This window comes from Ruegeria sp. O5 (assembly GCF_056535105.1).
Genome location: NZ_JBQERN010000004.1, coordinates 181,465 through 206,007, shown reverse-complemented (window position 1 = coordinate 206,007; position 24,543 = coordinate 181,465). Strand labels below are relative to the sequence as shown.

Here is a 24,543-nt window from a genome sequence, read left to right as displayed (position 1 = left end):
GGCGGGCTCCTGTCTGACAATCGGGCCGCTTATAGAAAGCCACGCGGTGCAAAGCAACCTAAGGATCAGAACCCTCTGGCAGTTTTTCGCAGCCGCCTTCGGGCAGACATTGTTCACCTGGTTTGCACCATTTGCCGTATCCGCAGTCGATGGCTTTGATCGGCACGCAACCCTGATGGTCCGAGCATTTGAATCCCGGACGGCACTGCGAGCCTGTTTCTTCGCACAGGAACCATCCCGGACGGGAACACCCCCCACCCGGCAGACAGGACGAGCCGCGCGCACAAGTTCGGCCATCCTCGCATATCGTAGGAGGGGCTGTACCCGAATCTGGTGTGATCCGTTCACATTCGCCGCGCCCATTGCAAAAACTGTCACCGGGGCAATCCAGACGCGATGTGCATTTGTTCACGCCTGCGGGTGCACAGCTCGCTCCTCCCGCTACGCAGCGTTCAAACGGGCCGCAGCTGCGCCCGCCACCGCAATAGGTGCCGCCCAGCGGTATGCAGTGCCCATCAAAGCTGCATCTTTGACCGCCGGAACAGCAGGTGGTGCCGCATTTGAACTGGCCCGCACGGCACTGGCCCTGTTCGTTGTGGAACGTCGCCAATGCCGGATTGCCGGTAAGCACCAGTCCAAGCCCGATCAGGAGGATTCGCAAGGTTCTGAGCATCGTGCCCTGATGGTCGGCGCGACAGAGCGACCGATCAAGCCCAATTCGCTTTCCATCAGCCCTCAGGCGGGTAAATTATCCATATGGAATCGGGCTTGGACTATTACTCTGCACGGGCCTTGCTGGAATGGCAGGTCGAACTGGGCGTGACCGAGGCAATCGGGGATGCTCCGGTTGATCGATATTCGGTGCCGGACACATCACCAAAGCCCAAGAAGGCAGAGGTTGCGGCAGCCATCCCGTCAAAGCCCGGACAGACCGACCCGGTAACGGTTGCGCAAGCAGCGGCCAAGGGGGCGGGGTCACTGGATCAGCTGCGCGATGCGATGGAAGCTTTTGATCACTGCGAGCTGAAGCGCGGGGCGCGGCAGTTGGTTTTTGCTGATGGAACGCCCGGTGCGCGGGTGATGATCATCGGTGAGGCGCCGGGCCGCGACGAAGACCGCGAGGGCAAGCCCTTTGTCGGGCGCGCGGGCCAGTTGCTGGATCGCATGTTGGCCGCGATTGATCTGGATCGCAGGCAGAACGTCTATATCACAAACGTGCTGCCATGGCGGCCCCCACAGAACCGTGACCCAAAGCCCGAAGAAATCGGGATGATGAAGCCCTTCCTGGAACGTCACGTGGCGTTGGCCCGGCCCGAGGTTCTGGTGGTGATGGGCAATATCAGCTGTCAGGCCGTTCTGGGCAAGCGCGGGATTACCCGATTGCGCGGCCAATGGGATCAGGCGATGGACCTGCCTGTGATCCCAATGTTTCATCCAGCTTATTTGCTGCGCCAGCCGCAAATGAAGCGACAGGCCTGGGCTGATCTGCTGGAGTTACAAGCCCGGCTGCGAGGTGAGTCATGAAGATCTTGGCGTTTTCCGATCTTCATATGGCGCGCAACCGCGCTGCTGATCTGGTGGCGGCCAGCGCTGATGCCGACCTGGTTATCGGCGCAGGGGATTATTGCAATATGCGGCAGGGTCTGGACGAGGCGATGCAAATGCTTTCGGGCGTTTCAGCGCCGCTGGTCCTGATACCCGGGAATGCAGAAAGCGCAGAGGATCTGGGCAAAGCTGTGCCCGAGGGTGTGCATGTTCTGCATGGAACGGGAATGACGGTGGATGGATTGCGCCTGTTCGGGCTTGGCTACGGTGTTCCACCCACACCGTTTGGTGATTGGTCCTGTGATCTGACCGAGGGTGAGGCCGCCGAACTGCTGGCGCGCTGCAGCGGAGCAGATATCCTGATTTCGCACTCACCGCCCAAGGGCCATGGGGATGTGACCTCGCAAGGCATGGCTGTGGGCTCGATCGCTGTTCGGGACGCGATCGAGCGGATACAGCCCCGTTTCACGTTTTGCGGCCATATTCACGACAGCTGGGGATATCGCGGCTCGATCGGCCGCACCCGGATCGCCAACCTTGGCCCCAAGGTAAACTGGTTCGAGGTCGCTGTATGATTGAGTTGGTAACGCTGCTTGCCTTCATTCCCGCCGCGCTGGCGCTGAACCTGACACCGGGCGCGGATATGATGTTCTGTTTCGGTCAGGGCCTGCGATCAGGTCCGCGCGCAGCAATTGCCGCAAGTGCTGGGATTTCCGCGGGTGGAATGATACAGGTCCTTCTGGCTGGGCTGGGCCTCGGCGCGGCGGTTGCGGCCTTGCCATGGCTGTTCGATGTCATTCGCTGGGTTGGTGTTGCATACCTGTTGTATCTTGCCTGGGGTGCTGTTCGAAATGGCGCAGTGTCGGCCGAGGCCCCCGTCAAACCGGCCCGGTTGTCCTTTCGGGATGGGATGCTTGTCAATCTGACGAACCCCAAGGTTATTCTGTTCGTTCTGGCCTTTATCCCGCAATTTGTAGACCCGTCGCGGGGGTCGGTCCTGATGCAGTTTTTGATCTTCGGCACAATCATCGGCATCGGTGGGTTCGTCGTGAACGGGCTGGTTGGTGTTTTCGCCGGAAGCGCGGGGCGCCATCTGGTCTCGAATCCGCGCGCCTCACGTATTCTGGGCTGGATTACAGGGGGCATTTTTGCGGCCCTTGCGGTCCGGCTTGCCATTCTGGAAAGGGCCTGACACCACATGTCGCGCATTGATGAAACCATGGAGTTCATCCCGGTTAAGATCGCCGTACTGACTGTTTCGGATACCAGATCGATGAAAGAGGACCGCTCGGGACAGACATTGGTGGACCGGATTGAAAAGGCAGGCCATGTCGTCGCGGATCGCAGGATAATTCGGGACGAGCGCAAACAGATCGCAGATCAGTTACGCGCGTGGGTGGCGGACGAACAGATCGACGTCGTGATTTCGACCGGCGGCACGGGTCTGACTGGGCGCGATGTCACCGTCGAGGCGCATCGCGATGTCTATGAAAAAGAGATCGAAGCCTTTGGCACTGTCTTCACGATCATCTCGATGGGAAAGATCGGAACTTCGGCGGTGCAGTCACGGGCGACGGGGGGCGTTGCCGGGGGGACATACCTGTTCGCATTACCCGGCAGTCCGGGGGCCTGCAAGGACGCGTGGGACGGTATTTTGGAAAAACAGTTCGATTATCGCCATCGCCCGTGCAATTTTGTGGAAATAATGCCCAGATTGGACGAACATCTGCGACGGAAGTAGACTGGTCATACGTTCCATTCCGTATAACCGCCTTGTGGCTTGGCATATTTCCTGATCCAGCTACATGTTGTGGACGGCAGCGTGGTGCAACCGGGGTAACTGATTGATGCGATTTCTGCGGCATAGTCTTGTCGGTATTTTTCTGGCGTTTCTGGCGCTGGCTTTGTTGTTTGTTGCCGTGCAGATGATCGTTGGGGCCGTTCAGGAGGCTTTGACGCACGATAACGCGACACCTCCCGCTCGAGAAAGGATCTTTGCTGTTTCGGTTCGGCCTGCCGAGGCGGAAACCGTCACCCCATATCTTGAAGCTTTCGGAGAGGTTCAAAGCCGCCGCAGGCTGGAGTTGCGCGCGGCGCTTGGTGGTCGCGTTGTCGCGCTGGCGGAAGACTTTGAAGATGGTGGAATTGTTGAGGCTGGTGAAGTGCTGGTTGAACTGGACCCGGCAGATGCGCAATCCGCACTGGATCGGGCCAAGTCCGACCTCTTGGACGCTCAGTTTGAAGAGCGCGATGCAGAACGCTCGTTGCTGCTGGCGCAGGACGAGCTGAAATCGGCTGAGGCTCAGGCGGAACTGCGGGAAAGGGCGTTGCAACGTCAACGCGATCTGGAATCTCGGGGCGTGGGGGCCGCCGCTAGCGTGGAAGAGGCCGAACTGGCTGCCGCAGCGGCGCAACAGGCCGTACTGGCGCGGCGTATTGCGCTGGCACAGGCTGAATCCCGTGTGGATCAGGCATCAACCCTGTTGGCCCGCGCCATGATAGCACTGGAAGCTGCGGAACGTGATCTGGGCGACATGACAATCCGGGCGGGCTTTGGCGGTACTTTAACGGATGTGACGCTTGTGGAAGGGCGGCTGGTATCGGCAAATGAAAAGCTGGCTGAACTGGTTGATCCCAACGACCTTGAGGTGGCATTTCGGGTGTCGACCGCGCAATATGTGCGGCTTTTGGATGGCGGCGATCGTCTGATCAACGCGCCGGTAACCATATCGCTCGAAGTGACAGGGACCGATCTGACCGCGATTGGCCAGATTAGCCGCGACAGCGGGTCTGCCGGTGAAGGCCAGACCGGGCGGTTGATCTATGCCCGTCTGCAAGAGGCATCGGGGTTTAAACCCGGGGATTTCGTTACGGTTTCAGTTCAGGAACAACCGCTTGCCGGAGTTTACCGACTGCCGTCGTCGGCCCTTGATGCATCCGGAACAGTTCTGGTGCTTGGCCCTGATGACCGTTTGGAAAGCCTGCCGGTTCAACTCATCCGCCGCCAGGGGGACGAGGTTCTGCTGCGGGGCGACGGTTTGGAAGGGCGAGAGGTCGTCGTCGGGCGAACCCCCCTGCTTGGGTCGGGCGTGCGGGTGCGGCCCCTGCGGTTTGAGGCGGGTGCAGACCCCGGAATGGTCGAGCTGACGGACGAGAAGCGCGCCGAACTTGTGGCGCAAGTCGAGGCGAACAGTGCGATGCCTCCGAAGGAAAAGACGCAGGTTCTAACCCGGCTGCGCGAAGCTCGTGTGCCGACGTCTTTGGTGCGCAGCATTGAAACCAGGGCTGGGGGATAAACGCCATGATGCGCGAGATACCTGGCGCGGCGGGCGGCATTCTCAGTTACTTCACGCGGCATCGGACAGTTGCCAACCTGCTGTTGCTTGTCATGCTGGTTCTTGGCGCGGCGGCAATCCCGAACATGCGGGCGCAGTTCTTTCCGGACGTCATTCTGGAACGCGTCGATGTATCCGTGACCTGGGAAGGCGCCGGGCCCGAGGACATGGACGCCGGAATCGTGCAGTTGCTGGAACCTGCGCTGCTGGCCGTCGAAGGGGTGATCAGCACCGAGGCTTCCTCGCATCATGAATGGACCCGGATCAGGCTGGAATTCGAACCCAACTGGGATGTGTCCCGCGCTGTCGAGGATGTTAGGACCGCCGTAGACGCTGTCACAGATCTGCCGGAAGACGCTGAGGAGCCCAAGATTCAACGCGGGGCGTGGCGTGATCGGGTGACGGATGTAGTGATCACGGGGCCGACCGATACTGCTCAACTGGCGAAGCTGACGGATGAGCTTATCAATCGTTTATTCGCATCTGGTGTGACCCGCACGACAATCCGAGGTATTGCCGCACCGCGCATTGTTGTCGAAGTCACCACAGCGCAATTGATTGCCAATGATATCTCAATGGCGGAAATCGCGGCGGCGATCGGGGCTGAAGTCACCACGGATCCTGCGGGTGATGTGGAAGGCGCCGGGGCTCGTATCCGGGCAGGGACTGAGAAACGCACGCCCGAACAGATCGAAGGCATCGCGCTGCGGGTGAACGAAGATGGGTCGAAGCTGAAGGTTGGTGACATAGCAACACTTCGGATCGAAGACGTCACCCGGCACCGCAGCTATTATGTGGGCGACAATCCCGCCATGTCCATCAGAGTGGACCGGTCGAACCTGGGCGATGCGATAGGCATTCAGCACACGGTCGAGGACGTAGCCCGCGAGATGCAGGCCAGCCTGCCTGAAGGTGTGAGAATTGATCTGATCCGTACCCGGGCGCAAGCGATTACCGACCGGCTGAACATCCTCGTGGATAACGGGCTGATGGGGCTGGGGCTGGTTGTCATCCTGTTGTTCCTGTTTCTGAATGCGCGCATTGCGTTTTGGGTCGCGGCGGGTATCCCGGTGGCGATGTCGGCGGCGATCGCGCTGATGTATCTGGGCGGTCTGTCGCTGAACATGGTTTCCCTGTTCGGTCTGATCATCACCTTGGGGATCGTCGTAGATGACGCCATTGTCGTGGGTGAGCACGCCGATTTTCGTGCCCGTCGATTGGGTGAGACACCTGTGGAAGCCGCTGAGCGTGCCGCCCGTCGAATGGCAATGCCGGTTCTGGCCGCCACGGTAACGACCGTGATTGCGTTTTTCGGCCTGACGTTGGTTGGAGGACGTTTCGGAGAACTGATCCGCGATATCCCCTTCACGGTGATCGCAGTTCTGGTTGCATCGCTGGTGGAATGCTTCCTGATCCTGCCCAATCACATGGCGCACGCAATTGCGCATTCGGCCAAGGAACACTGGTACGATCTGCCGAACCGTGTCGTCAATCGTGGTTTTCGTTGGGTTCGGGATCACTTGTTCCGCCCGTTGATCGCCTGGGTGATCTGGGCGCGTTATGTGGTCGCCGCGCTGATGATCGCCATCCTGGCCAGTCAGGTCGCATTGTTCATTCGTGGCGACGTGAACTGGCGGTTCTTCAACGCACCTGAACGCAGTTCAGTCAGCGGCGGGTTTATTATGCGCGAGGGGTCGACCCGGTCAGATACGCTTGAAATGATGCGCATTCTACAGGACGCAACCAACGAACTGGGCCGGATCTACGAAGAGCGTCATGGCCGAAATCCAATTGACTATGTCCTGGCCGAAGTTGGGGGCAATGCCGGGCGTGCGCTTGCTGCGGCTGACGGCAAGGACGGCAGTGTGCTGGGTGGTATTTCGATTGAATTGATCGACGCCGATCTGCGCCCCTATTCGAGTTTTGAGTTTGTGGGCGAGCTACAGGATTTCGTACCGCGCCACCCCAAGGTCGAAGTGATCAGCTTCCGCGGTTGGCGGTCCGGCCCCGGCGGCGACGCCATCGACGTGCAATTCTATGGCTCGGACGTAAATGTCCTGAAAGCCGCATCAGAAGATTTGCATACCGCGCTGTCGAAGTTTCCTGAAGTCTCGGCGCTTGAGGACACTTTGGCATATGACAAGGAAGAGTTTCTTCTTGATCTGACGGCACAGGGTCAGGCGCTGGGCTTTCGGATCGAAACGCTGGGGCGGGCTTTGCGCAACCGTTTAAACGGGATTGAGGCCGCAACCTTCCCCGACGGGCCGCGCAGTGCCGAGATCCGTGTCGAACTGCCCGAAGGTGAACTGACGGCAGATTTTCTGGAACGAACTCTGATGCGTTCTCCTGACGGGGTCTATGTACCGCTGGCTGATATCGTTTCGGTCGAACGCAAGTCCGGGTTTTCGACGGTTCGGCGTGAAAACGGCCTGAGGGTGGTTTCGGTAACAGGTGACATCTCGGAGGACGATCCGGCACGGGCCGCCGAAATTGAACGCGTGATGCAGGACGAGATCCTGCCCAATATCGCGGCCGAAAGGCAGGTTGAGTGGCGCATGTCGGGTCTGAGCGAACAGGAAAACGAGTTCCTGTCCGAGGCCCGCAATGGTCTGATCCTGTGCCTGACTGGTATTTACCTTGTACTGGCCTGGGTTTTTGCCAGCTGGACACGGCCCCTTGTGGTTATGGCGATTATTCCCTTTGGCCTGGTAGGGGCAATCTGGGGCCATTACATCTGGGAGGTGCCGCTTAGCATGTTCACGGTGGTCGGGTTGCTGGGCATGACAGGGATCATCATCAACGACTCCATCGTTCTTGTGACGACAATCGACGCATACCAGCAGGATCGCGGGTTGATTCCGTCTATTCTGGATGGCACGGCGGACAGGTTGCGACCCGTGATGCTGACAACGCTGACCACGGTTCTTGGCCTTGCGCCCTTACTATATGAAGGCTCTCAACAGGCGCAGTTCCTGAAACCGACAGTAATCACACTGGTCTACGGGCTTGGTTTCGGAATGTTGCTGGTGTTGGTACTTGTGCCTGCCTTGCTGGGAGTTCTCAATGACGTGGCACGTCCGATGACAGCCATGCGCCGCGCGGCGCGGGCCCCTGACAAGGTTGTTCGTGGCGCGTTGGCCGGAACCGGCGCGATGCTTGGGGTCTGGTTTGCCTTGACGATGATCTGGCCTGCCATCAACGGTGCACCGCTTGCCATGCTACAAAGCCTTTACCCCGGTGAGGATGGCATTGCCGCATTGAAAATGGGGCTGGGCGCGTTTGTTGCCGGCGCTGTGCCGATTGTGATTCTGAGCATTGCTGCCTCAGGCATGCTTTATGGTCGCCTCACGAAATCGGCAGATGCTTAAACCGCACGCAAGGCATATTCCATAAGCTCAATGACCCGCGCGCTCATGGGCAGGTTGCCCTGGCGTATCTGATCGACGGGAAACCACCGGGCATCCAGTGCGTCGTCACCGGCCTTTGGCGTGCCCGAGCGATACTGGCAGGCGACCCCGACCAGCAGGTAATGGGACACGATCAGCCCATCTGGGGTTCGGCGCACAAGGTCCAGATTTTTCAGATAATGTGACGACTGCGCGATCACCGAGGTTTCTTCCAGCAATTCGCGTTGTGCCGCTTCCAATACGGTTTCACCCCATTCGACATGGCCACCGGGAAACCCCCACAGCCCGGCGTCGGGCTGCTTGCTGCGCTGAACCAGAAGAACCTGATCCTGATGCAGAACAACGGCCAGGGCACCGATTTTTGGCGATTGGGTCATGAATTCAGCCTGCGCTGCAGCCCTGAATATCAACTGCGTGATTGGCGCCCAGAACAGTAATCCGGATTTCCGACCGATCCAGCGCAAAAGGTGTACCCGACGCATTGATAATCTCGGCCTCGGCGACCAACGTATCGCCCTGCCGTTGCGCAACCGGCTGCGACGCCCAGAGGGAGGGATTGCCGGGTTCGATAACAGCCACTTCATGACCACCTGCCGATGGCATGGTCACTCGTGCTTCGATACGCATACCATCTTTCGTCGGCGTCAGACGACAGGTGGCACTGGACACACGAGCTTCTTGCGCGGAATAAGGGCGTTGCGCCAGTGCGGCGGCAATCGCGGGATGGCGTCCGGCATTAGCGTCGAGCGTGTGGTCAAAGCCCAGACGTTCCGGAATACAAACGTCTTTGCAAACGCCCAGATCCATTTCGCCCTGCAATCGGACCGGCTTGGCAGGGTTGTGCGGCGTAATCTCAATCGGAAGGACCAGTTGATTCTTGTAACCGATCGACTGCAACCCGTTCTGATCGAAGACATCGGGGGCAGGCCATGTGATCTCTACACGCCCGACATTGCTTGAGCGTTTCCAGTTGATTTCCGGCGGGATGCCAGCATCTCCGGGCGCGCGCCAGTAGGTTTTCCAACCATCCTCAAGCGTCACCTTCAAGGCGGTAAGATAAGTGCCGTTTGCAGTCCGTCCGCCATCCAGAACATCCAGCTGAACCACGCCGTCCAGACCCTGAGCGGCAACCGGGGCGGCCAGATGCAGGCAAGCGAGTGCAGCGACGGCAGTGTGTTTCATCGACATCTTCATCCCTCTTAAATGCGCGGCGTTGGCCCGGATTCCAAGTCACGTTCTGTTCACTGGGATGAAATCCGCCAAAATACCTGTTGTTCTCTTGCCAATAGACATGCTGCGGGGCCATTGTTGAGGTGTTCTGAGAAAGAGATGGCGGCCCATGGACCTGACCGGAAAACTGTTGATTGCGATGCCTGGTATGGGGGATCCGCGATTCGACCATTCGGTGGTGTATGTGTGCAGTCATGGTGACGACGGTGCCATGGGTTTGATTGTGAACAAGCCCTCGGACCTGCGGATCAAGACTTTGCTGGGTCAACTGAACATCGCCTGCCGTGTTCCGATTGTCGGCGAACGCCTTGTGCATTTCGGTGGGCCGGTCGAGATGTCACGCGGCTTTGTCCTTCACAGCGCCGATTACGAGGCCAACCTGCATTCAATGCAGATTTCCGAGGATTTCAGCATGACGGCGACACTTGATGTGCTCGAGGATTTGGCGTCAGGCACTGGGCCGCTGAACTCGATGCTGGCGCTGGGTTATTCCGGCTGGGGGCCCGGTCAGCTTGAGGATGAAATTGCCATGAACGGCTGGCTAACCACCGAAGCAACGTCGAAACTTGTTTTCGATGTGCCCGATGATGCGAAATGGGAGGCAGCGTTGGCTTCTTTGGGCGTGGACCCGCTGACCCTTTCTGCCAGCGCGGGGCGAGCGTGATCAGCTGTCACGGGGTGCCGCCGCGCGCCGCAGCCGGTCATTGATTGCCGCCCCCAAACCCGTGTCAGGGATCGGAGAAACGGCAATCGGTCGCCCGGTTTCGTTCAGCTGATGCAGAAACGCAAACAGATTTGCCGCCGCTTCGGTCAAGTTGCCAGTGGCGGACAAGTTCAGGTCGCACTCTACCTGCCCAAATCCCAGAAACACCTCGTCACCCTGACGGGTTTTGGCATTCAAACGGACCGGAGCGTCCGGCGCATAGTGTGATTGCAACTGGCCGGGGGCGGTCAGAAGATCACCGGATTGATGCAGATGCAGACGCATTTTCAGCGTCTCTTCGACCTGCTCCAGCGCGATGCCACCTGGACGCAAAAGTGCAGGTTCCCCAGCCAGGCCGATGATGGTGGATTCAAGCCCGACACCGCACGGCCCGTCATCCAGAACAGCCGCGATCTTGCCGCCAAGACCTGACCAGACATGACTTGCCTTGGTCGGACTGATCTGACCCGACGGGTTTGCCGAAGGCGCCGCAACCGGGCCATCAAATTTGGCCAGCAGCGTGCGCGCTGTCGGATGTGCCGGAACGCGCACGGCCAACGTATCCAAACCTGCCGTCACCAGCGATGAAATCCCGTGCCCTTCGCGCAAGGGCAAAACCAAGGTAAGCGGACCGGGCCAAAAGGCCTGCGCCAGATGCTCGGCCTGATCTGACCATTGCACATACCGTTGCGCCGCGGCGACCGAAGCGACATGTGCGATCAGCGGATTGAAACTGGGCCGCCCCTTGGCCTCGTAGATCGACGCCACCGCCTGCCCGTTGCGGGCATCGCCGCCCAGGCCGTAGACCGTCTCGGTCGGGAAAGCGACCAGAAGGCCCTGTCGCAACATATCTGCAGCCCGCGCGATACCGCCGGGATCCGCCGTCAATTCCTGAGTGCCGGTTGAGATCATAACTGGTGACGCCGCGTTTTGGTTGCTTGAAACATAAGGGACAGTAGGTAATTGATCCAAGCTCATACGCTTACCGGCGCTTGCCCACAATTCCAAGCCTGCCGATATGTTCTGAATTGTTAGCCTTCGAGAGTGATCATGCCCTATCGCACCCCAATTTCAGATTACCAGTTCCTGCTGGACCAAGTGGTCGGGTTCGACCAGGTCGCTGCGACGGATAAATTTGCTGATGCCAGCGGGGATGTGGTCAATGCGATCCTGACCGAAGCTGGAAAGATGTGCGAAGAGGTGATGGCCCCTCTGCAGCGTCCCGGTGATCTGGAACCTGCACGGCTTGAAAATGGCGTGCTGCGAACTTCTCCGGGATATGCAGACGGCTGGAAGGCAATTGCCGAAGGTGGCTGGATCGGGATCAGTGGTAATCCTGAATACGGGGGGATGGGGCTGCCTATGACCATCACCACGGCGGTCAACGAGATGATGAGTGCCGCCTGCCTGTCGCTGCAACTTGCGCCGCTTATGTCTCAGGGCCAGATCGAGGCGTTAGAGCATCACGCCAGCGACGAATTGAAAGCGCTGTATCTGCCTAAGATGATGACGGGGGAATGGTCGGGCACCATGAACCTGACCGAAGCTCAGGCTGGATCCGATGTTGGCGCGCTGTCTGCGAAGGCTGAGCCGAACGGTGACGGGACATATTCGATCACCGGTCAAAAGATCTTCATCTCGTGGGGCGATACCGATTTCACCGAGAATGTCTGCCATCTGGTACTGGCCCGCCTTCCCGATGGGGTGCCCGGCACCAAAGGGATCTCGTTATTCCTTGTCCCCAAATTCCTGCCTGATGAAAATGGTGATCCTGGCGTGGCCAATGATCTGAAAGTGGTTTCGCTGGAACACAAGATGGGCTTGCACGGGTCGCCCACCTGCGTGATGCAATATGACAAAGCCAAAGGCTGGCTGGTGGGTGCCGAACATGGCGGTATGGCGGCCATGTTTACCATGATGAACAATGCGCGCCTCGGCGTGGGCGGACAGGGCGTGGGCGTGGCCGAAGGTGCATATCAGCACGCGGTGGCTTATGCGCTGGAACGGAAACAAGGCAAAACGCCGTCCGGGACGATCATCGATCATGCGGATGTGCGCCGTATGCTTTTGGATATGCGTGCTGATGTTTATGCCGCGCGCGCGATCCTGTTGGCCAATGCGGTTGCGATCGATATGGCAGAGGCCACTGGTGACGCCGATTGGGCTGCGCGGGCCGCGCTGTTGACGCCGATCAGCAAGGCGTTTGGTACTCAGACCGGGATGCGTGTGGCTGAAACAGGGGTCCAGGTGCATGGTGGCATGGGATATATTGAGGAAACCGGCGCAGCTCAGTTCTATCGCGATGCGCGTGTCACCGCGATCTACGAGGGCACCAACGGCATTCAGGCGATGGACCTTGTTGCGCGGAAGATGATGGACGGGGGCGAGGCTGCTTCGAACTTGCTGGATGAGATTGAAGACCAGGCTGAACGCGCCCGTGCAACACTGCCTGATCTGGCGGGCCCTGTTTGGGAAGCCACCGAAACGCTGCGCGAGGCGACAGAATGGCTGGTGGCACAGGACGATATGAATAACCGCTTTGCAGGCGCAGTTGCTTATCTGCAGGCATTTGCCCGGGTGCTGGGCGGGCATTATCACCTGACCGCAGCCCTTGCCGACCCAGAGGGGCCGCGGGCGAAACTGGCGCGGTATTATATCAACGCCCTGTTGCCCGAACATACGGGCCTTTTGGCACGGGCACAGAACGGGGCGGATGACCTTTTCGCGCTGAGCACGGACGAGTTTGCAGTTTGATGGACGGGGATCACGTATTGGGGATCAGATATCCGTGGTCTGAACCGCCCGCGCAGGGCGAAGCCACCGAGATTGCCCAAGGTGTTCTCTGGATGCGGTTGCCCCTGCCTATGGCGCTGGACCATGTAAATATCTACGCACTGGACGATGGCGACAGCTGGACGGTGATCGATACGGGGCTGTCCTCGAACAATACGCGGCGCATCTGGGAAGCATTGATGGCCGGACCTCTTGCAGGCAAGCCGATCAGGCGGGTGGTGGTGACTCACCACCATCCCGACCATGTTGGCAATGCCGGATGGTTTCAGACGGAACACGGCGCCGAGCTGGTGACAAGCCGCACCTCGTGGCTGTTTGCGCGGATGCTGACGCTGGATGTGCAGGAAACCTGGCCGCAAGAAACGCTGGGTTTCTATCGCAGCGCGGGCATGGCATCCGAAGTTTTGAACAAACGGATGGCGGACCGGCCCTTTAATTTTGCCGACACGGTCTATCCCATGCCGCTGGGTTTTACCGGGATCAAGCAGGGTGACGTGATCCGTATGGGCGGACGTGACTGGGACGTTCATATGGGCAATGGCCATGCACCGGAACACGCCACCTTCTGGAGCCGCGATGACAATCTGGTACTCAGCGGCGATCAGATCTTAAGTTCGATCAGTCCCAATCTGGGTGTCTATGCGACCGAACCCATGGCCGATCCAGTGTCAGGATGGATGGAGGCCTGTGAGAGGCTTCAGGCGCTCGCCCGTCCCGATCATCTGGTTTTGGGTGGGCACAAACTGCCCTTCACGGGTCTGCCGTTGCGTATGAAGCAGCTGATTGACAACCACCATGGCGCGCTGGAACGGCTGCTGGATCATCTGGATCAGCCCAAATCTGCCGCTGACTGCTTTATGCCGCTGTTCAAACGTACAATCCGCGAGGGTGAGTATGGCCTTGCGCTGGTCGAGGCGGTTGCACATGTAAATCACCTCTACCACATTGGTGCAGTAACCCGGACGCAACGCGCGGATGGGGCATGGTTGTATCAACGCAAAGGGTAGACGAATGCAGGACCAGATCGAAACCTCGGCCGAGGCCGCAGAAGCCGCAGCTTTGCCAAAGTGTTACGAGGTGCACGCCGATCCCAAAGCCGAATCCGGAAGCAAAAAACTGCCCGAGACGTTGAAAAAACCGGTGGCTAGCAAGAGCCCCGCACAATGGGCATACGAGCGGTTAATCCTGTACATCCAGAATTTCGAACAGACGCTGGACGGCGATCATGAGGTCGCGATGGGGTTCACCGGTGGCGATGCAGGTGTAATGCGGATCGAGGGGATGGGTTATTTCGACCCCGACATGATAACCTTTTACGGGTCCGACGGGACCGGAGCCCGCACGCAACTGGTGCAACATGTCAGCCAGTTGAACGTGATGTTGCGTGCGCTTCCCAAATCGGTTGAAGACAAGCCAGCCAACCGCATCGGGTTCCGCCTAGCTGCAGACCTGAAAGACAGCTGACTTGCAATTCACGTTTGCGCGCCTTTGAATGAATGTATCAGTTCGGAGGCGACCGCGTGAGCAGATATTTCCATGCCGTAACACATGCCTACGCGGGGGCCTGGGCCCGGCGTCGGGTTTTTGTGCCTATCTATATCGCTGTCCGGTTGCTGCTTGTGGCGTTGATTGCGCCAGGGGTGGCGCTGGCGGTCAATCTGGCAGTCTCTCTGTCTGACCAGACGGCCTTGACCGATCAGGACATTGCCATGTTCCTGCTGTCTCCGGTCGGGTTTATCTCGTCTGTTGTAGTTCTGAGTTTGTTTCTGCTGGCTGAGGTCTTTGTGTTCTCGGTCATGGCCGGGTCGCTGCGCATGGGCGAACAGGATCCCTGGCGTGCTGGCAGTGCGGCGCTCGCATTGATCCTGTCCCGTTTCCCGGCGTTGTTCGGATTTGCCGTGCGTTTCATCCTGCGTGTCCTGTTGCTTGCCCTGCCATTCGTGGCTGTCGCTGGCCTGATCGCTTGGTGGACGCTGACTGAATATGACATCAACTATTACCTGACCTTCCGCCCCCCCGCCTTCAAGGTGGCGGTTCTTCTGATCGGAGTGGTTGTTCTTGTACTGGCGTGGCTTTTGATCCGCCGCCTGTCCGCCTGGGCGCTGGCCCTGCATTTGGTCCTTTTCGAACGAACTGCGCCCCAAGCAGCGTTTGCCCAAAGTGCGCAGAAAATGGAGGGCAAGCGCGGGCGGTTGAAGATCGAGCTTGTCCTTTGGCTGGGGATGCGCCTTGTCATCGCCGCTTTGATTGCCGCAGTGGCCAGCCATTTGTTTACTTTCGTACCCGTGCAGGACGGCGGCAACCTCAAGCTGGCCCTGACCTTCAGTTTTGTCGTCGCTGGGCTCTGGTCATTGGCGGGGCTGGTTTTGGCAGCAACGGCGCTGGGCGCGCTGGCCGTCTTGCTGGACGGGTTTTTCGATACAGACGGAAAAAAGATCGTTCACCCAGAGCCCCGGAAAATTCAGGCGCCTGTATTTGTGACAGTGGGTGCATCCCTAGCCGCGTTGGGTATTGGCCTTTGGTCAGGTCAAAGTCTGCTGGAACGTGTGCAGGCCCCGGATCATGCCGAGGTCATTGGTCACCGGGGTGCTGCGGCCTTGCGGCCGGAAAACACGATGGCCTCGGTTCTGAAAGCCATCGAGGACGGCGCGGATTGGGTTGAAATCGATGTTCAGGAATCCGCGGATGACGTGATCATCGTGGCCCATGACAGCGATTTCATGAAGCTGGCGGGTGTTAATCTGAAGGTCTGGGATGCCACAATGGCGGATGTGGCCGATATCGACATCGGCAGCTGGTTCGACCCGGAATACGCCTCGGAACGCACGCCAACTCTGCGTGATGTGCTGGAGGCGGCCAAAGGCAAGTCCAGGGTTCTTATCGAACTGAAATACTATGGCCATGATATCGATCTGGAAAACCGGGTGATCAAACTGGTGGAAGAGTTGGAGATGCAGGACGAGGTCGCCACCATGTCGTTGAAGTACCCGGCTGTCCAAAAGATGAAGAAACTGCGCCCGGACTGGCGTTCGGGTGTATTGGCGGCCACAGCCGTTGGTGATCTGTCGGGGTTGGAGGGCGAGTTTGTCGCCGTTAACGCAGGGATGGCGACGCCGGGCCTGATCCGAAAGGTTCACGATGCCGGCAGGGATATCTATGTCTGGACAGTAAACGATCCGCTGCAGATGTCTAAAATGGCGTCTATGGGCGTTGATGGTCTGATTACCGATCGCCCGGCTATGGCCAATGAGGTTCTTCGCGTGCGCGCCGAAATGGGACCGGCAGAGCGGCTGATGTTGTGGCTGGCCACGGCGTTCGGATTACAAGTCGACACCAAGGCGATGCGCGATGAAAGCCCTTAATCTGTTGCTGTTGTTGCTCGTCTTTCCGCATGTTGCCTTGGCACAGGACTTGATGCGCCGGTTCGAAATGCCTGCCCATCGCGCCTTGATGGACCAGAGCAACGGAGCCGAGCTGCAACCATTTGAAACAGACGGGTGTTCGGGTGGGTTGTCCGCAAGCTGGCGCTGGGTGGCAAAGCAATTCCCGCAGGTTGGTGAACTTTTTGAAGAACATCCACCTTGGGAAAACTGTTGTGTGATCCACGACCGGGCATATCACAATGCTGGCGGCGCGGATTCGGCCGAGGAAAGCTATGACGCGCGTTTGGCGGCGGACGATGCCCTGCATGCCTGTGTTGCGGCGCATGGAGATCTGAATGCCGACGAATATGCGGATCGCTACGATATGGAACCTGATCAGATCCGCACCATTCATGCGATCACTGCGGATGCCATGTATGGGGCGGTTCGTTTCGGTGGCGGGCCGTGCAGCGGCCTGCCCTGGCGGTGGGGGTTTGGGTATCCAAGATGCTCGGTCCTCAAGTAAGCGCGCCCTGCGCGCGAATGACGTGGTGACAGGCGTTTTGTTTTCCATTATCCAACAAGTCAAACACGCGAATTGGGATTCTGAGACTCATGGCTGAATACAAGCACGGCGAAATGAACATCGACGTTCAAACCAAAACTTTCAACGGTTTCATCAAAGCCACCACTTGGTGTGTGGTCGCGATCGCCTTGTTGTGCCTGTTCCTGGCAGTTTTCGCCTCGTAAGCAATTCGGGGGCGGCTTTGCTCAGGATATTGACTGCGTGCCTCGTGGCCGCAACGCTGGCTGGTTGCGCTGCATCACAGCGCCCACAAGCGGATCAAACTGAAATTACGTCCCGCTCCTATCGCGATCCGGGGCCATCGACCCTGACCTTGTACACGATGATCAGCACCCGAACCGGTTCGGGTGCGCATACGTCGTTGATGATCAGCGGCAGTGAGCGGGTTATTTTCGACCCGGCAGGATCGTTCCGGGCGGATGTTGTACCGATCAGGAACGATGTGCTGTACGGTATTACCCCGAATGTCGAACGTGCGTATCGCAGCAGCCACGCCCGCGAAACACATTATGCGCGCATCCAGACGATCGAGGTCACTCCGCAACAGGCCGAAATTGCATTGCAACTGGCCAAGCAGATGGGCCCAGTGGCTGGTGCATTCTGTGCGAACTCTACCTCGCAGCTGTTGCAGCAGGTTCCGGGGTTCGAACAGATCACGACCACATTCTATCCGGTCAAACTGTCGGATCAGTTTGGAGCGCTGCAAGGCGTTCAAACGGCGGAGTACCGTGAAAACGACGACGCGGACCTGCAAAAGGGACTGGCGTTCAACAATGCGCGCCTGAACCAGCTGGACGCGGCTTCATCCAACTAAATACAGCAATATGTAAAGTGTTGCCGCCCCGGTAAAGATGGCGGCCAGCACATTCTTGGTTAGAATGCCCACAGACAGTGCAACCGCTGCGGCCGACATACGGGGTATATCCGGTTGTCCTTCGGTGGCTGCAGGCCAAACCACCAGCGGCGCGATCAGTGCGGGCAGGATGGCCACGGCTGTATATCGAAGGTGACGTAACAACCAGGGCGGCATCGGGCGATCACCGACGAGACCGATGAAGGTAAAGCGCAAAGCATAGCTGCCCACCGCAAGACCCGCGATGATGATCCATATTGTTGTCTGATCGATCTGGTTCATAGCGTGTTCCGCTTTAGCATCAATTCCGCCTGCGCACCGGCCATCATCCCTGCTGCGCCCGCGATCAGCAGGCCCAGATTGAACGGCACACTCACGGTCAGCAGGGCAACAACAATGGCGACCAGGGCGGCGATGACATGGGCCAGCGTACGCATCATTGGCCCAATCATCGCCAGAAAGGTGATCGGCAGGGCAAAGTCCAGCGCCCAACTTTCCGGTATTTGAGCACCCAGCACGGCACCCAGACAGGTTCCCAAAACCCACAGCGGTGTGATCGGAGTGACCGAACCCAGGAAATAGGCCATTCGCTGGGGGATCGTCAGATCAGGCTCTTTTTCGAACTGCGCGATTGAACAGGCGTAAGACTGATCAACGATCAGGTAAGCCGCACATGCTCTCTGCCACAAGGGCGCGGCACCCAGAAACGGCGTCAGTGATGCGGAATACATCGCAACCCGCAGGTTCACTGCCAGGGCTGAGATCAAAACGATGATTGTCGGCGTTTCATCCTGCAGAAGTTGCAGAGCTGTAAACTGCGCAGCGCCTGCAAAAACGGTGATGGAAAAGGCGATGGTCTGCACGATATTCAACCCGGCTTCTGTCGAGAAGACACCGAACAACAGACCAAAAGGCACAGCCACGAAGACAAACGGTGTGCCGTCGCGAAAACCTTTCCAGAAGTATGACTTGGATGTGGCAGAGGCCATGGCTAAATCCTATGGTGACGCCAGCAGCAGTATCGGTCTTGTGGAGGGGTTGCAATTGGTCACCGAAACCGACGTGTCAGACTATGTAATCGCTCCTGATCCGGGCGCGGCCCGCCTGACCCGTGCGGTCGAGGGGGTGGACCAGAATGGCGAGGTCAGTCAGATTTCAGTGGTTGAAGAGCGCCCACTGACGATCTTCCTCAACGCGCAGGAAATTGTGACGGCGATGACCATTGGCGATTATCCCGAGTACCTGGCGCTGGGTTTTCTGCGAAATCAGGGCATGTTGCTGGCTGATGATGAGATTACCCGTGTCGATTACGATGATGATCTTGAAACCGTTGTTGTCCGCACCGCACGCGCGACTTCGTACGAAGACAAGCTGAAGAAAAAGACACGCACCAGTGGCTGCGCTGTGGGAACGGTGTTCGGGGACATGATGGAGGGCCTTGAGGGCGTTCAACTGCCACAAGTGCAGGTGCGGACCTCGTGGCTTTACGAACTGGCGGCCAAGATCAACCGCACCCCGTCGCTTTATCTTGAGGCCGGGGCAATTCATGGGACTGTACTGTGCCGCGAAAACCGCCCGCTGGTTTATATGGAAGACGTGGGTCGCCATAACGCTGTCGACAAGATCGCAGGCTGGATGCTGTCCGAGGGTGCTTCGGCAGAGGACAAGATCCTTTACACCACCGGTCGCCTGACATCCGAGATGGTGATCAAAACGGCGATGATGGGCATTCCCGTGTTGGCGTCCCGTTCCGGCTTCACCGCCTGGGGTGTTGAGATCGCGCGTGAGGTAGGCCTTACGCTGATCGGTCGGATGCGAGGACAGCGCTTTGTTTGTCTTTCTGGTGAGGAACGGTTGGTTCGTGATGTGGACCCGTCGACGGTTGTGGCCGAAGACAGGAAACACCGGCGGAAGAGTAGCCAATGAGTGATGAAAACAGGAAACCCCTCGGCGTCATCCTCGCAGGCGGGCAGGCCACCCGGATGGGCGGCGGTGACAAAGGTCTATTGCAGATTGGTGGGCAGAGCTTGCTGTCCCATGTCGTTGACCGGCTGTCTCCGCAAGTCGATGGTTTGGCCCTGAACGCAAATGGCGACCCCGAGCGTTTCAGCGATCTGACGCTACCCGTTCTGCCTGACTCGATCGAAGGCTTCGCTGGCCCTTTGGCCGGTGTTCTGGCGGGGCTCGATTGGGCGGCAGACCAGGGGGCCGACAGCATCGTAACGGCTGCCGCAGATACACCGTTCTTCCCACGTGATCTGGTGGCGCGCCTGCAAGAGGCGGCAGCGGGGCAGGTGCATCCTCTGGTCTTGGCCACTACTCCGCGAACGGGCGACGAGGCGCTGAAATCCGGTGGGGGCAGGCGGGTCAACCGGCACCCGACCTTTGGGCTCTGGCCTGTGGCGTTGCGTGATGATCTGCGGGCGGCTCTGACGGACGGGTTGCGCAAGGTCGTGCTGTGGACTGATAAACATGACGGGCGCGAGGCTTTGTTTCAGGCTGACCCGTTTGATCCGTTCTTCAATGTAAATACGCCTGACGATCTGGACCGCGCCCGGACATTGTTGGAGCAGGTATGAGAGTCTACGGCGTCACCGGTTGGAAAAACGCGGGCAAAACCGAGCTGATGGAACGGCTGGTGGCCGAAATCACGGGGCGGGGCTTTACCGTCTCAACTGTCAAACACGCGCATCACGGCGTCGATGTGGACCAACCGGGCACGGATAGTCATCGTCACCGCGTTGCTGGTGCTAGCGAGGTGTTGCTTGCGTCGGGGCGGCGCGTCGCCTTGATGCAAGAGCTGCGCGGCGCGCCCGAGCCGCCATTGGGCGAACTGCTGGCGCGGCTTTCTCCGGTTGATCTGGTGCTGGTTGAAGGCTTCAAACGGGAAGGCCACCCAAAGGTCGAGGCGTTTCGCGCCGAGGCAGGAAACCCTCTGATCGCGATTGAAAACGATACCGTTCGAGCCGTTGCCAGCGACACGGCGCTGGAACTGGATCGCCCGGTTTTCGACCTGAACGACACAGTCAGGATCGCGGACTTCATATTGGATGAGGTCGGTTTGTGACCCTGTTCCAGACCTTTGCCATGGTGGACTGGTCTGGTGGAAATGACACCGGACCAACACCGCGCAAAGACGCGATCTGGGTCTGTCTTGCGCGTGAAGGGCAGGCACAGGAACCCGAATACCTGCGCAACCGGGCGCTTGCCGAGGCGTGGCTGGATGCCCTGATCCGCACCGAACTGAAGGCAGGTCGCCGCCTGTTTCTGGGGTTCGATTTCCCTTTTGGATACCCGAAGGGCTTTGCCCGCGCGATCACCGGAACGGATGACCCCTTGACCTTGTGGGGCTGGTTCGAACAGCATGTCGAAGACGGTCCGAAAACGAACAATCGTTTCGACTTGGCGGGCCGGGTCAATCGACAACTCGGAGGAAGAGGCCCATTTTGGATGAATGGCCTCGGGCGTGACATTGATGGTTTGCCGCGAACCAAGACGGGCTATTCCAATCCGTTTTCCGACCGTCGTGCGGTTGAAGCCTTGGCAAAAGGCAGTTTCACCTGCTGGCAGATGGCGGGTGCAGGCGCGGTCGGTGGGCAGGTGATGATGGGGCTTCCAGTTCTGAGCAGGCTCCGCCATCGCTTTGCCGGACAAGTCGCGGTCTGGCCGTTCGAGTCGTTGGATAGACCCGTTGCCTTTGTGGAAATCTGGCCGTCGCTCAGCTTGGGTGCGCCACCGGACGGCCGGATCAAGGATGCTTGGCAGGTCGAACAGGTCGCCTTGACTCTGTCGCGTTTGACAGAGCAGGAGTTGAAAGCGCAATTAGATGTTTCAGCGGCAGAGGAAGGCTGGATATTGGGTGTGACTCAGAAAAAGCCGAACATAGCCCCGCCACCATTGCGCAACGATTGTTTTGCGCTGCCAGCGGGTGTGGAGTGGACGCCGGTTGATGACGCCTTGGCCTATTTGCGCGGCAGGTTGCATCCGATTACCTCGGTCGAGGTGGTCGCGCTGAAAAAGGCGAGTGGGCGCATTCTGGCAGAAGATGTGACAGCCCAACGTTCCAACCCGCCGCAGCCGAATACAGCCGTGGATGGGTTCGGGTTCGCTGGTCCGGTTTCAGATGGGCCACAGGTCCTGCCGCTGGTCGATGGGCGTGCAGCAGCCGGTATCCCGTTCGACGGTGATGTTCCCGAGGGTCAGGCAGTGCGCGTTCTGACGGGTGCCGCGCTGCCTGACGGGGTGGATACGGTTATTCTGGAAGAGGATGTCACAGTTAAAGACGGGCATATCGCATTCCACGGCCCGCTGAAAAAGGGGGCAAATACCAGGCAAGCGGGCGAGGATGTGGCCGCAGGCGATCTGGCCCTGCCTACAGGGCGCCGATTGACACCGGCTGACCTTGCGCTGCTCACCGCTTTGGGCATTGCCGAGGTGAAGGTGCGCGAGCCGCTGCGTGTCGCCGTGGTATCGACCGGCGATGAACTGATCGACGCCGGAGAGTGCGCCGGACCGGGTCAGATATTCGACGCCAACCGCCCGATGCTGTTGTCTCTGGTCGAAAGGCTGGGGTTTGTACCTGTGGATATGGGGCGTGTGTCAGATGATCGGGATGCCCTGCGGGAACGGCTGGACCAGGCTGCGGAACAGGCAGATGTGATACTGACGAGTGGTGGCGCATCTGCTGGTGACGAAGACCACGTATCTGCCTTGCTGCGCCAGGCGGGGGCGATGCAACATTGGCGGATCGCCTTGAAACCCGGTCGCCCTCTGGCTTTGGGGTTGTGGTCCGGAACTCCGGTCTTTGGACTGCCCGGCAATCCCGTTGCCGCCTTGGTCTGCACCTTGATCTTTGCGCGACCGGCGCTGGGCCTGATGTCTGGCGAAGGCTGGATCAAGCCGCAAGGGTTCGAAGTGCCCGCTGCCTTTGAAAAGCGCAAGAAACCGGGCCGCCGCGAATACCTGCGCGCGCGCATACGGGAAGGCCGGGTTGTAGTCTTCAAGTCAGAAGGATCAGGCCGGATCAGCGGGCTCAGCTGGGCCGAAGGGCTGGTCGAAATAGAAGATGGTGCCCGGCATATCCAACCGGGTGATATGGTTCGGTTTATCCCGTATGGCAGTTTTGGGTTGTGAAAATCACGATCTCACGCGGTTTTTCTGATGCGGAACGCCCACTGGTGGCGACCCTGTTCTGGCAGGCATTTTCGGCGAAACTGAACAAAGTCATGGGTCCGGATGAAAAGGGGCTGGCTTTCTTCGAAACTTCGTTGAACCCGGATTTCGCGCTTGTTGCACGGGACAAGGAAGACCGGATTTTGGGGCTTGCAGGTTTCAAGACACGCGATGGTGCATTGGCCGGAGGCGGAATGTCAGACCTAGCAAAGGTCTATGGCTGGCTTGGGGCCATTTGGCGCGCCCTCATCCTCAGCATTTTGGAGCGCGAACTGAAACCCGGCGTGTTTCAGATGGATGGCATATTTGTGGCCGCGGGCTCGCGTGGCAAAGGGGTTGGCACTGCCTTGCTGGATGCCGTTAAGTGTGAAGCGCGGAAACAAAACATGTCAGTGGTTCAGCTTGACGTTATCGACACAAATCCCCGCGCCCGCGCTTTATATGAGCGCGAAGGATTTCGGGCGGTGGGTGAAGAAAAAACCGGGCCTTTAAGTTACGTGTTTGGTTTCAGCAGCGCGACCAAGATGTCTTGGATCGTTTTGCCTGATTAATCAAACGTCCCGGCCACGCGCCCCAGCAACATGAACGCCCGCGCGGTGCGGGTCTCACCCAACGCGCTCAGTTCTGCATCGCTTGCGGTGGGCTCGAACTCGGCCATCATCTTGTCGAAGCGGCGAAGAAAATGGTGGGCGGCGTCGCGGAAAATGGGATCCTGTTTCATCCGTGCAGCTGTCAGCGCCAGCGAGGACCGGTCGCGTACACCCCCCAGCGCGGCGACAGCGCGACCCCGCGCGCCCTGCGCGAACTGACGCCAGATTTCGGGCCGGGCCATGTCAGGGCGCAGGTCGTCCATGTAGATGCCTTCCTGGCTGAGCAGTGTAAGAACATCCTGCGAGGCTTGTACGATCTGCGCCGTCTTGCGGTCTTTCAGCGCCACGCGCAGGGCGTTGAACCCTTCGGTGTCATTCTGAGTTTCCGGGAAGTTCAAGGCGCGGATAAAGATATCGGTGCTCAGCGGAGGCGCAATTTCTTCCGCAGACGTGCCCAGTTCAAGCGAGGTTTGAGCACCCGCAACGAGTGGTTTTGCAGGGGCATAAGGGGGCGTTGTGCGCTTGGTCGAAAATGTTGCCAGCGCGCTTTCGGTTTTTCGCGTCGCGGCTGCGATCTCATCCAGTTTCTTTGCTACCGCAGGTTCGTAGGTGCTGGATGCGCGCTGCTGCTGCGCCACATAAGCCTGGCGGATCGCATCAATCGCAGTTTGCAGCCGCGCGCTTTCCTCGCGCATCACGCGGCTGGCACGCATGGCAGTGGCCGCGACCCAGATCATCGCCACAGGCATGAAAACGGCCAGAAAGGTGACAACAAAACCACCGCTCTGCACCTTACCCGGCAACACCAAAAAAACAACCGACACCACCAGCCAAATCAGGCTGAGCACCAGTGCGGCAATCTCAATCTCGGTGACAGACGGCGCCTTTGGGCGGTCATAGATGCCCAGCGAAGTCGGTCTTTCAGTTTCCGGGTCAGGTTTGGGCCCCGACATTACATGCGCTCCGG

The 24,543-nt window shown here is 58.9% G+C and carries 26 protein-coding genes; 19 read left to right on the top strand and 7 right to left on the bottom strand.

Annotated elements, in window-relative coordinates:
* Positions 1-58 precede the first annotated feature (58 nt).
* Positions 59-673 (bottom strand): scavenger receptor class F, member 2, encoded by a 615-nt coding sequence (locus tag ACR0M3_RS08710; protein ID WP_480910275.1) that lies wholly within the window; start codon positions 671-673, stop codon positions 59-61.
* Between the two features lie 83 nt (positions 674-756).
* Here ACR0M3_RS08710 and ACR0M3_RS08705 point away from each other — a divergent pair, with 83 nt between their 5' ends.
* The 6 genes from ACR0M3_RS08705 (at position 757) to ACR0M3_RS08680 (ending at position 8,248) form a co-directional block, all read left to right on the top strand.
* Positions 757-1,524, top strand: coding sequence for a uracil-DNA glycosylase (locus tag ACR0M3_RS08705; RefSeq protein WP_480539023.1), 768 nt, complete (start codon positions 757-759; stop codon positions 1,522-1,524).
* A complete protein-coding gene (locus tag ACR0M3_RS08700) occupies positions 1,521-2,120 on the top strand; it encodes a metallophosphoesterase family protein (protein ID WP_480483057.1) in 600 nt (199 codons plus the stop codon). Before ACR0M3_RS08705 ends, ACR0M3_RS08700 begins: the two co-directional genes overlap by 4 nt.
* Entirely contained in the window at positions 2,117-2,737 is a 621-nt protein-coding gene (locus tag ACR0M3_RS08695; RefSeq protein ID WP_267366057.1) for a LysE family translocator, read from the top strand. Before ACR0M3_RS08700 ends, ACR0M3_RS08695 begins: the two co-directional genes overlap by 4 nt.
* A 6-nt stretch (positions 2,738-2,743) precedes the next feature.
* The gene (gene moaB / locus ACR0M3_RS08690; RefSeq protein WP_480486593.1) at positions 2,744-3,286 is read left to right on the top strand and encodes a molybdenum cofactor biosynthesis protein B; all 543 of its coding nucleotides are present in this window, start codon (positions 2,744-2,746) and stop codon (positions 3,284-3,286) included.
* A gap of 106 nt (positions 3,287-3,392) precedes the next feature.
* A complete protein-coding gene (locus ACR0M3_RS08685; protein WP_480486830.1) occupies positions 3,393-4,841 on the top strand; it encodes an efflux RND transporter periplasmic adaptor subunit in 1,449 nt (482 codons plus the stop codon).
* A gap of 5 nt (positions 4,842-4,846) precedes the next feature.
* Complete coding sequence (locus ACR0M3_RS08680; protein WP_480910272.1) at positions 4,847-8,248, top strand: efflux RND transporter permease subunit; 3,402 nt, start codon at positions 4,847-4,849, stop codon at positions 8,246-8,248.
* Here the strand turns inward: ACR0M3_RS08680 and ACR0M3_RS08675 are convergent.
* Complete coding sequence (locus ACR0M3_RS08675) at positions 8,245-8,664, bottom strand: NUDIX hydrolase (protein ID WP_480486596.1); 420 nt, start codon at positions 8,662-8,664, stop codon at positions 8,245-8,247. The genes ACR0M3_RS08680 and ACR0M3_RS08675 overlap by 4 nt on opposite strands.
* Before the next feature lie 4 nt (positions 8,665-8,668).
* Complete coding sequence (locus ACR0M3_RS08670; RefSeq protein WP_480899376.1) at positions 8,669-9,469, bottom strand: protein-disulfide reductase DsbD domain-containing protein; 801 nt, start codon at positions 9,467-9,469, stop codon at positions 8,669-8,671.
* A gap of 157 nt (positions 9,470-9,626) precedes the next feature.
* Here ACR0M3_RS08670 and ACR0M3_RS08665 point away from each other — a divergent pair, with 157 nt between their 5' ends.
* Complete coding sequence (locus ACR0M3_RS08665) at positions 9,627-10,181, top strand: YqgE/AlgH family protein (RefSeq protein WP_480483069.1); 555 nt, start codon at positions 9,627-9,629, stop codon at positions 10,179-10,181.
* Here the strand turns inward: ACR0M3_RS08665 and ACR0M3_RS08660 are convergent, their stop codons facing one another.
* Positions 10,182-11,132: an L-threonylcarbamoyladenylate synthase gene (locus tag ACR0M3_RS08660; RefSeq protein ID WP_480899218.1), complete on the bottom strand. Its 951-nt coding sequence runs from the start codon at positions 11,130-11,132 to the stop codon at positions 10,182-10,184. It lies immediately after the preceding gene.
* 138 nt (positions 11,133-11,270) lie between these two features.
* Between ACR0M3_RS08660 and ACR0M3_RS08655 the strand changes: the two genes are divergently transcribed.
* The 7 genes from ACR0M3_RS08655 (at position 11,271) to ACR0M3_RS08625 (ending at position 17,775) form a co-directional block, all read left to right on the top strand.
* Positions 11,271-12,974, top strand: a complete 1,704-nt coding sequence (locus ACR0M3_RS08655) for an acyl-CoA dehydrogenase (RefSeq protein WP_480486599.1) — start codon at positions 11,271-11,273, stop codon at positions 12,972-12,974.
* Positions 12,974-14,020 (top strand): MBL fold metallo-hydrolase, encoded by a 1,047-nt coding sequence (locus tag ACR0M3_RS08650; RefSeq protein ID WP_480910269.1) that lies wholly within the window; start codon positions 12,974-12,976, stop codon positions 14,018-14,020. Before ACR0M3_RS08655 ends, ACR0M3_RS08650 begins: the two co-directional genes overlap by 1 nt.
* 4 nt (positions 14,021-14,024) lie before the next feature.
* Positions 14,025-14,477: a DUF6173 family protein gene (locus tag ACR0M3_RS08645; RefSeq protein WP_267364542.1), complete on the top strand. Its 453-nt coding sequence runs from the start codon at positions 14,025-14,027 to the stop codon at positions 14,475-14,477.
* A 56-nt stretch (positions 14,478-14,533) separates the two neighbouring features.
* A complete protein-coding gene (locus ACR0M3_RS08640; protein ID WP_480910267.1) occupies positions 14,534-16,375 on the top strand; it encodes a glycerophosphodiester phosphodiesterase in 1,842 nt (613 codons plus the stop codon).
* A complete protein-coding gene (locus tag ACR0M3_RS08635; RefSeq protein WP_480910265.1) occupies positions 16,362-16,901 on the top strand; it encodes a hypothetical protein in 540 nt (179 codons plus the stop codon). Before ACR0M3_RS08640 ends, ACR0M3_RS08635 begins: the two co-directional genes overlap by 14 nt.
* Before the next feature lie 89 nt (positions 16,902-16,990).
* Positions 16,991-17,125: an aa3-type cytochrome c oxidase subunit IV gene (locus ACR0M3_RS08630; protein WP_267364539.1), complete on the top strand. Its 135-nt coding sequence runs from the start codon at positions 16,991-16,993 to the stop codon at positions 17,123-17,125.
* A gap of 17 nt (positions 17,126-17,142) precedes the next feature.
* Entirely contained in the window at positions 17,143-17,775 is a 633-nt protein-coding gene (locus tag ACR0M3_RS08625; RefSeq protein ID WP_480475007.1) for a hypothetical protein, read from the top strand.
* Here the strand turns inward: ACR0M3_RS08625 and ACR0M3_RS08620 are convergent.
* Together ACR0M3_RS08620 and ACR0M3_RS08615 are read right to left on the bottom strand one after the other, a co-directional pair.
* Positions 17,764-18,096, bottom strand: a complete 333-nt coding sequence (locus tag ACR0M3_RS08620; RefSeq protein WP_267364537.1) for an AzlD domain-containing protein — start codon at positions 18,094-18,096, stop codon at positions 17,764-17,766. The genes ACR0M3_RS08625 and ACR0M3_RS08620 overlap by 12 nt on opposite strands.
* On the bottom strand, positions 18,093-18,803 hold the full coding sequence (locus tag ACR0M3_RS08615) for an AzlC family ABC transporter permease (RefSeq protein ID WP_480483082.1): 711 nt from the start codon (positions 18,801-18,803) through the stop codon (positions 18,093-18,095). Before ACR0M3_RS08615 ends, ACR0M3_RS08620 begins: the two co-directional genes overlap by 4 nt.
* Between ACR0M3_RS08615 and fdhD the strand changes: the two genes are divergently transcribed.
* From fdhD to ACR0M3_RS08590, 5 genes are read left to right on the top strand one after another with little or no spacing between them, the layout of a single operon-like run.
* Positions 18,802-19,740 (top strand): formate dehydrogenase accessory sulfurtransferase FdhD, encoded by a 939-nt coding sequence (fdhD, locus tag ACR0M3_RS08610; RefSeq protein ID WP_480899223.1) that lies wholly within the window; start codon positions 18,802-18,804, stop codon positions 19,738-19,740. The genes ACR0M3_RS08615 and fdhD overlap by 2 nt on opposite strands.
* Positions 19,737-20,393, top strand: coding sequence for a molybdenum cofactor guanylyltransferase MobA (gene mobA, locus ACR0M3_RS08605; RefSeq protein WP_209506605.1), 657 nt, complete (start codon positions 19,737-19,739; stop codon positions 20,391-20,393). Before fdhD ends, mobA begins: the two co-directional genes overlap by 4 nt.
* Positions 20,390-20,881: a molybdopterin-guanine dinucleotide biosynthesis protein B gene (mobB, locus tag ACR0M3_RS08600; protein ID WP_480910263.1), complete on the top strand. Its 492-nt coding sequence runs from the start codon at positions 20,390-20,392 to the stop codon at positions 20,879-20,881. The genes mobA and mobB overlap by 4 nt, the downstream gene beginning before the upstream one ends.
* Complete coding sequence (locus tag ACR0M3_RS08595) at positions 20,878-22,947, top strand: molybdopterin-binding protein (RefSeq protein ID WP_480910262.1); 2,070 nt, start codon at positions 20,878-20,880, stop codon at positions 22,945-22,947. The genes mobB and ACR0M3_RS08595 overlap by 4 nt, the downstream gene beginning before the upstream one ends.
* A complete protein-coding gene (locus ACR0M3_RS08590; protein WP_480910260.1) occupies positions 22,944-23,537 on the top strand; it encodes a GNAT family N-acetyltransferase in 594 nt (197 codons plus the stop codon). The genes ACR0M3_RS08595 and ACR0M3_RS08590 overlap by 4 nt, the downstream gene beginning before the upstream one ends.
* Here ACR0M3_RS08590 and ACR0M3_RS08585 read toward each other — a convergent pair.
* Positions 23,534-24,529, bottom strand: coding sequence for a hypothetical protein (locus ACR0M3_RS08585; RefSeq protein ID WP_480910258.1), 996 nt, complete (start codon positions 24,527-24,529; stop codon positions 23,534-23,536). The two genes, ACR0M3_RS08590 and ACR0M3_RS08585, sit on opposite strands and share 4 nt — an antisense overlap.
* Between the last annotated feature and the right edge of the window lie 14 nt (positions 24,530-24,543).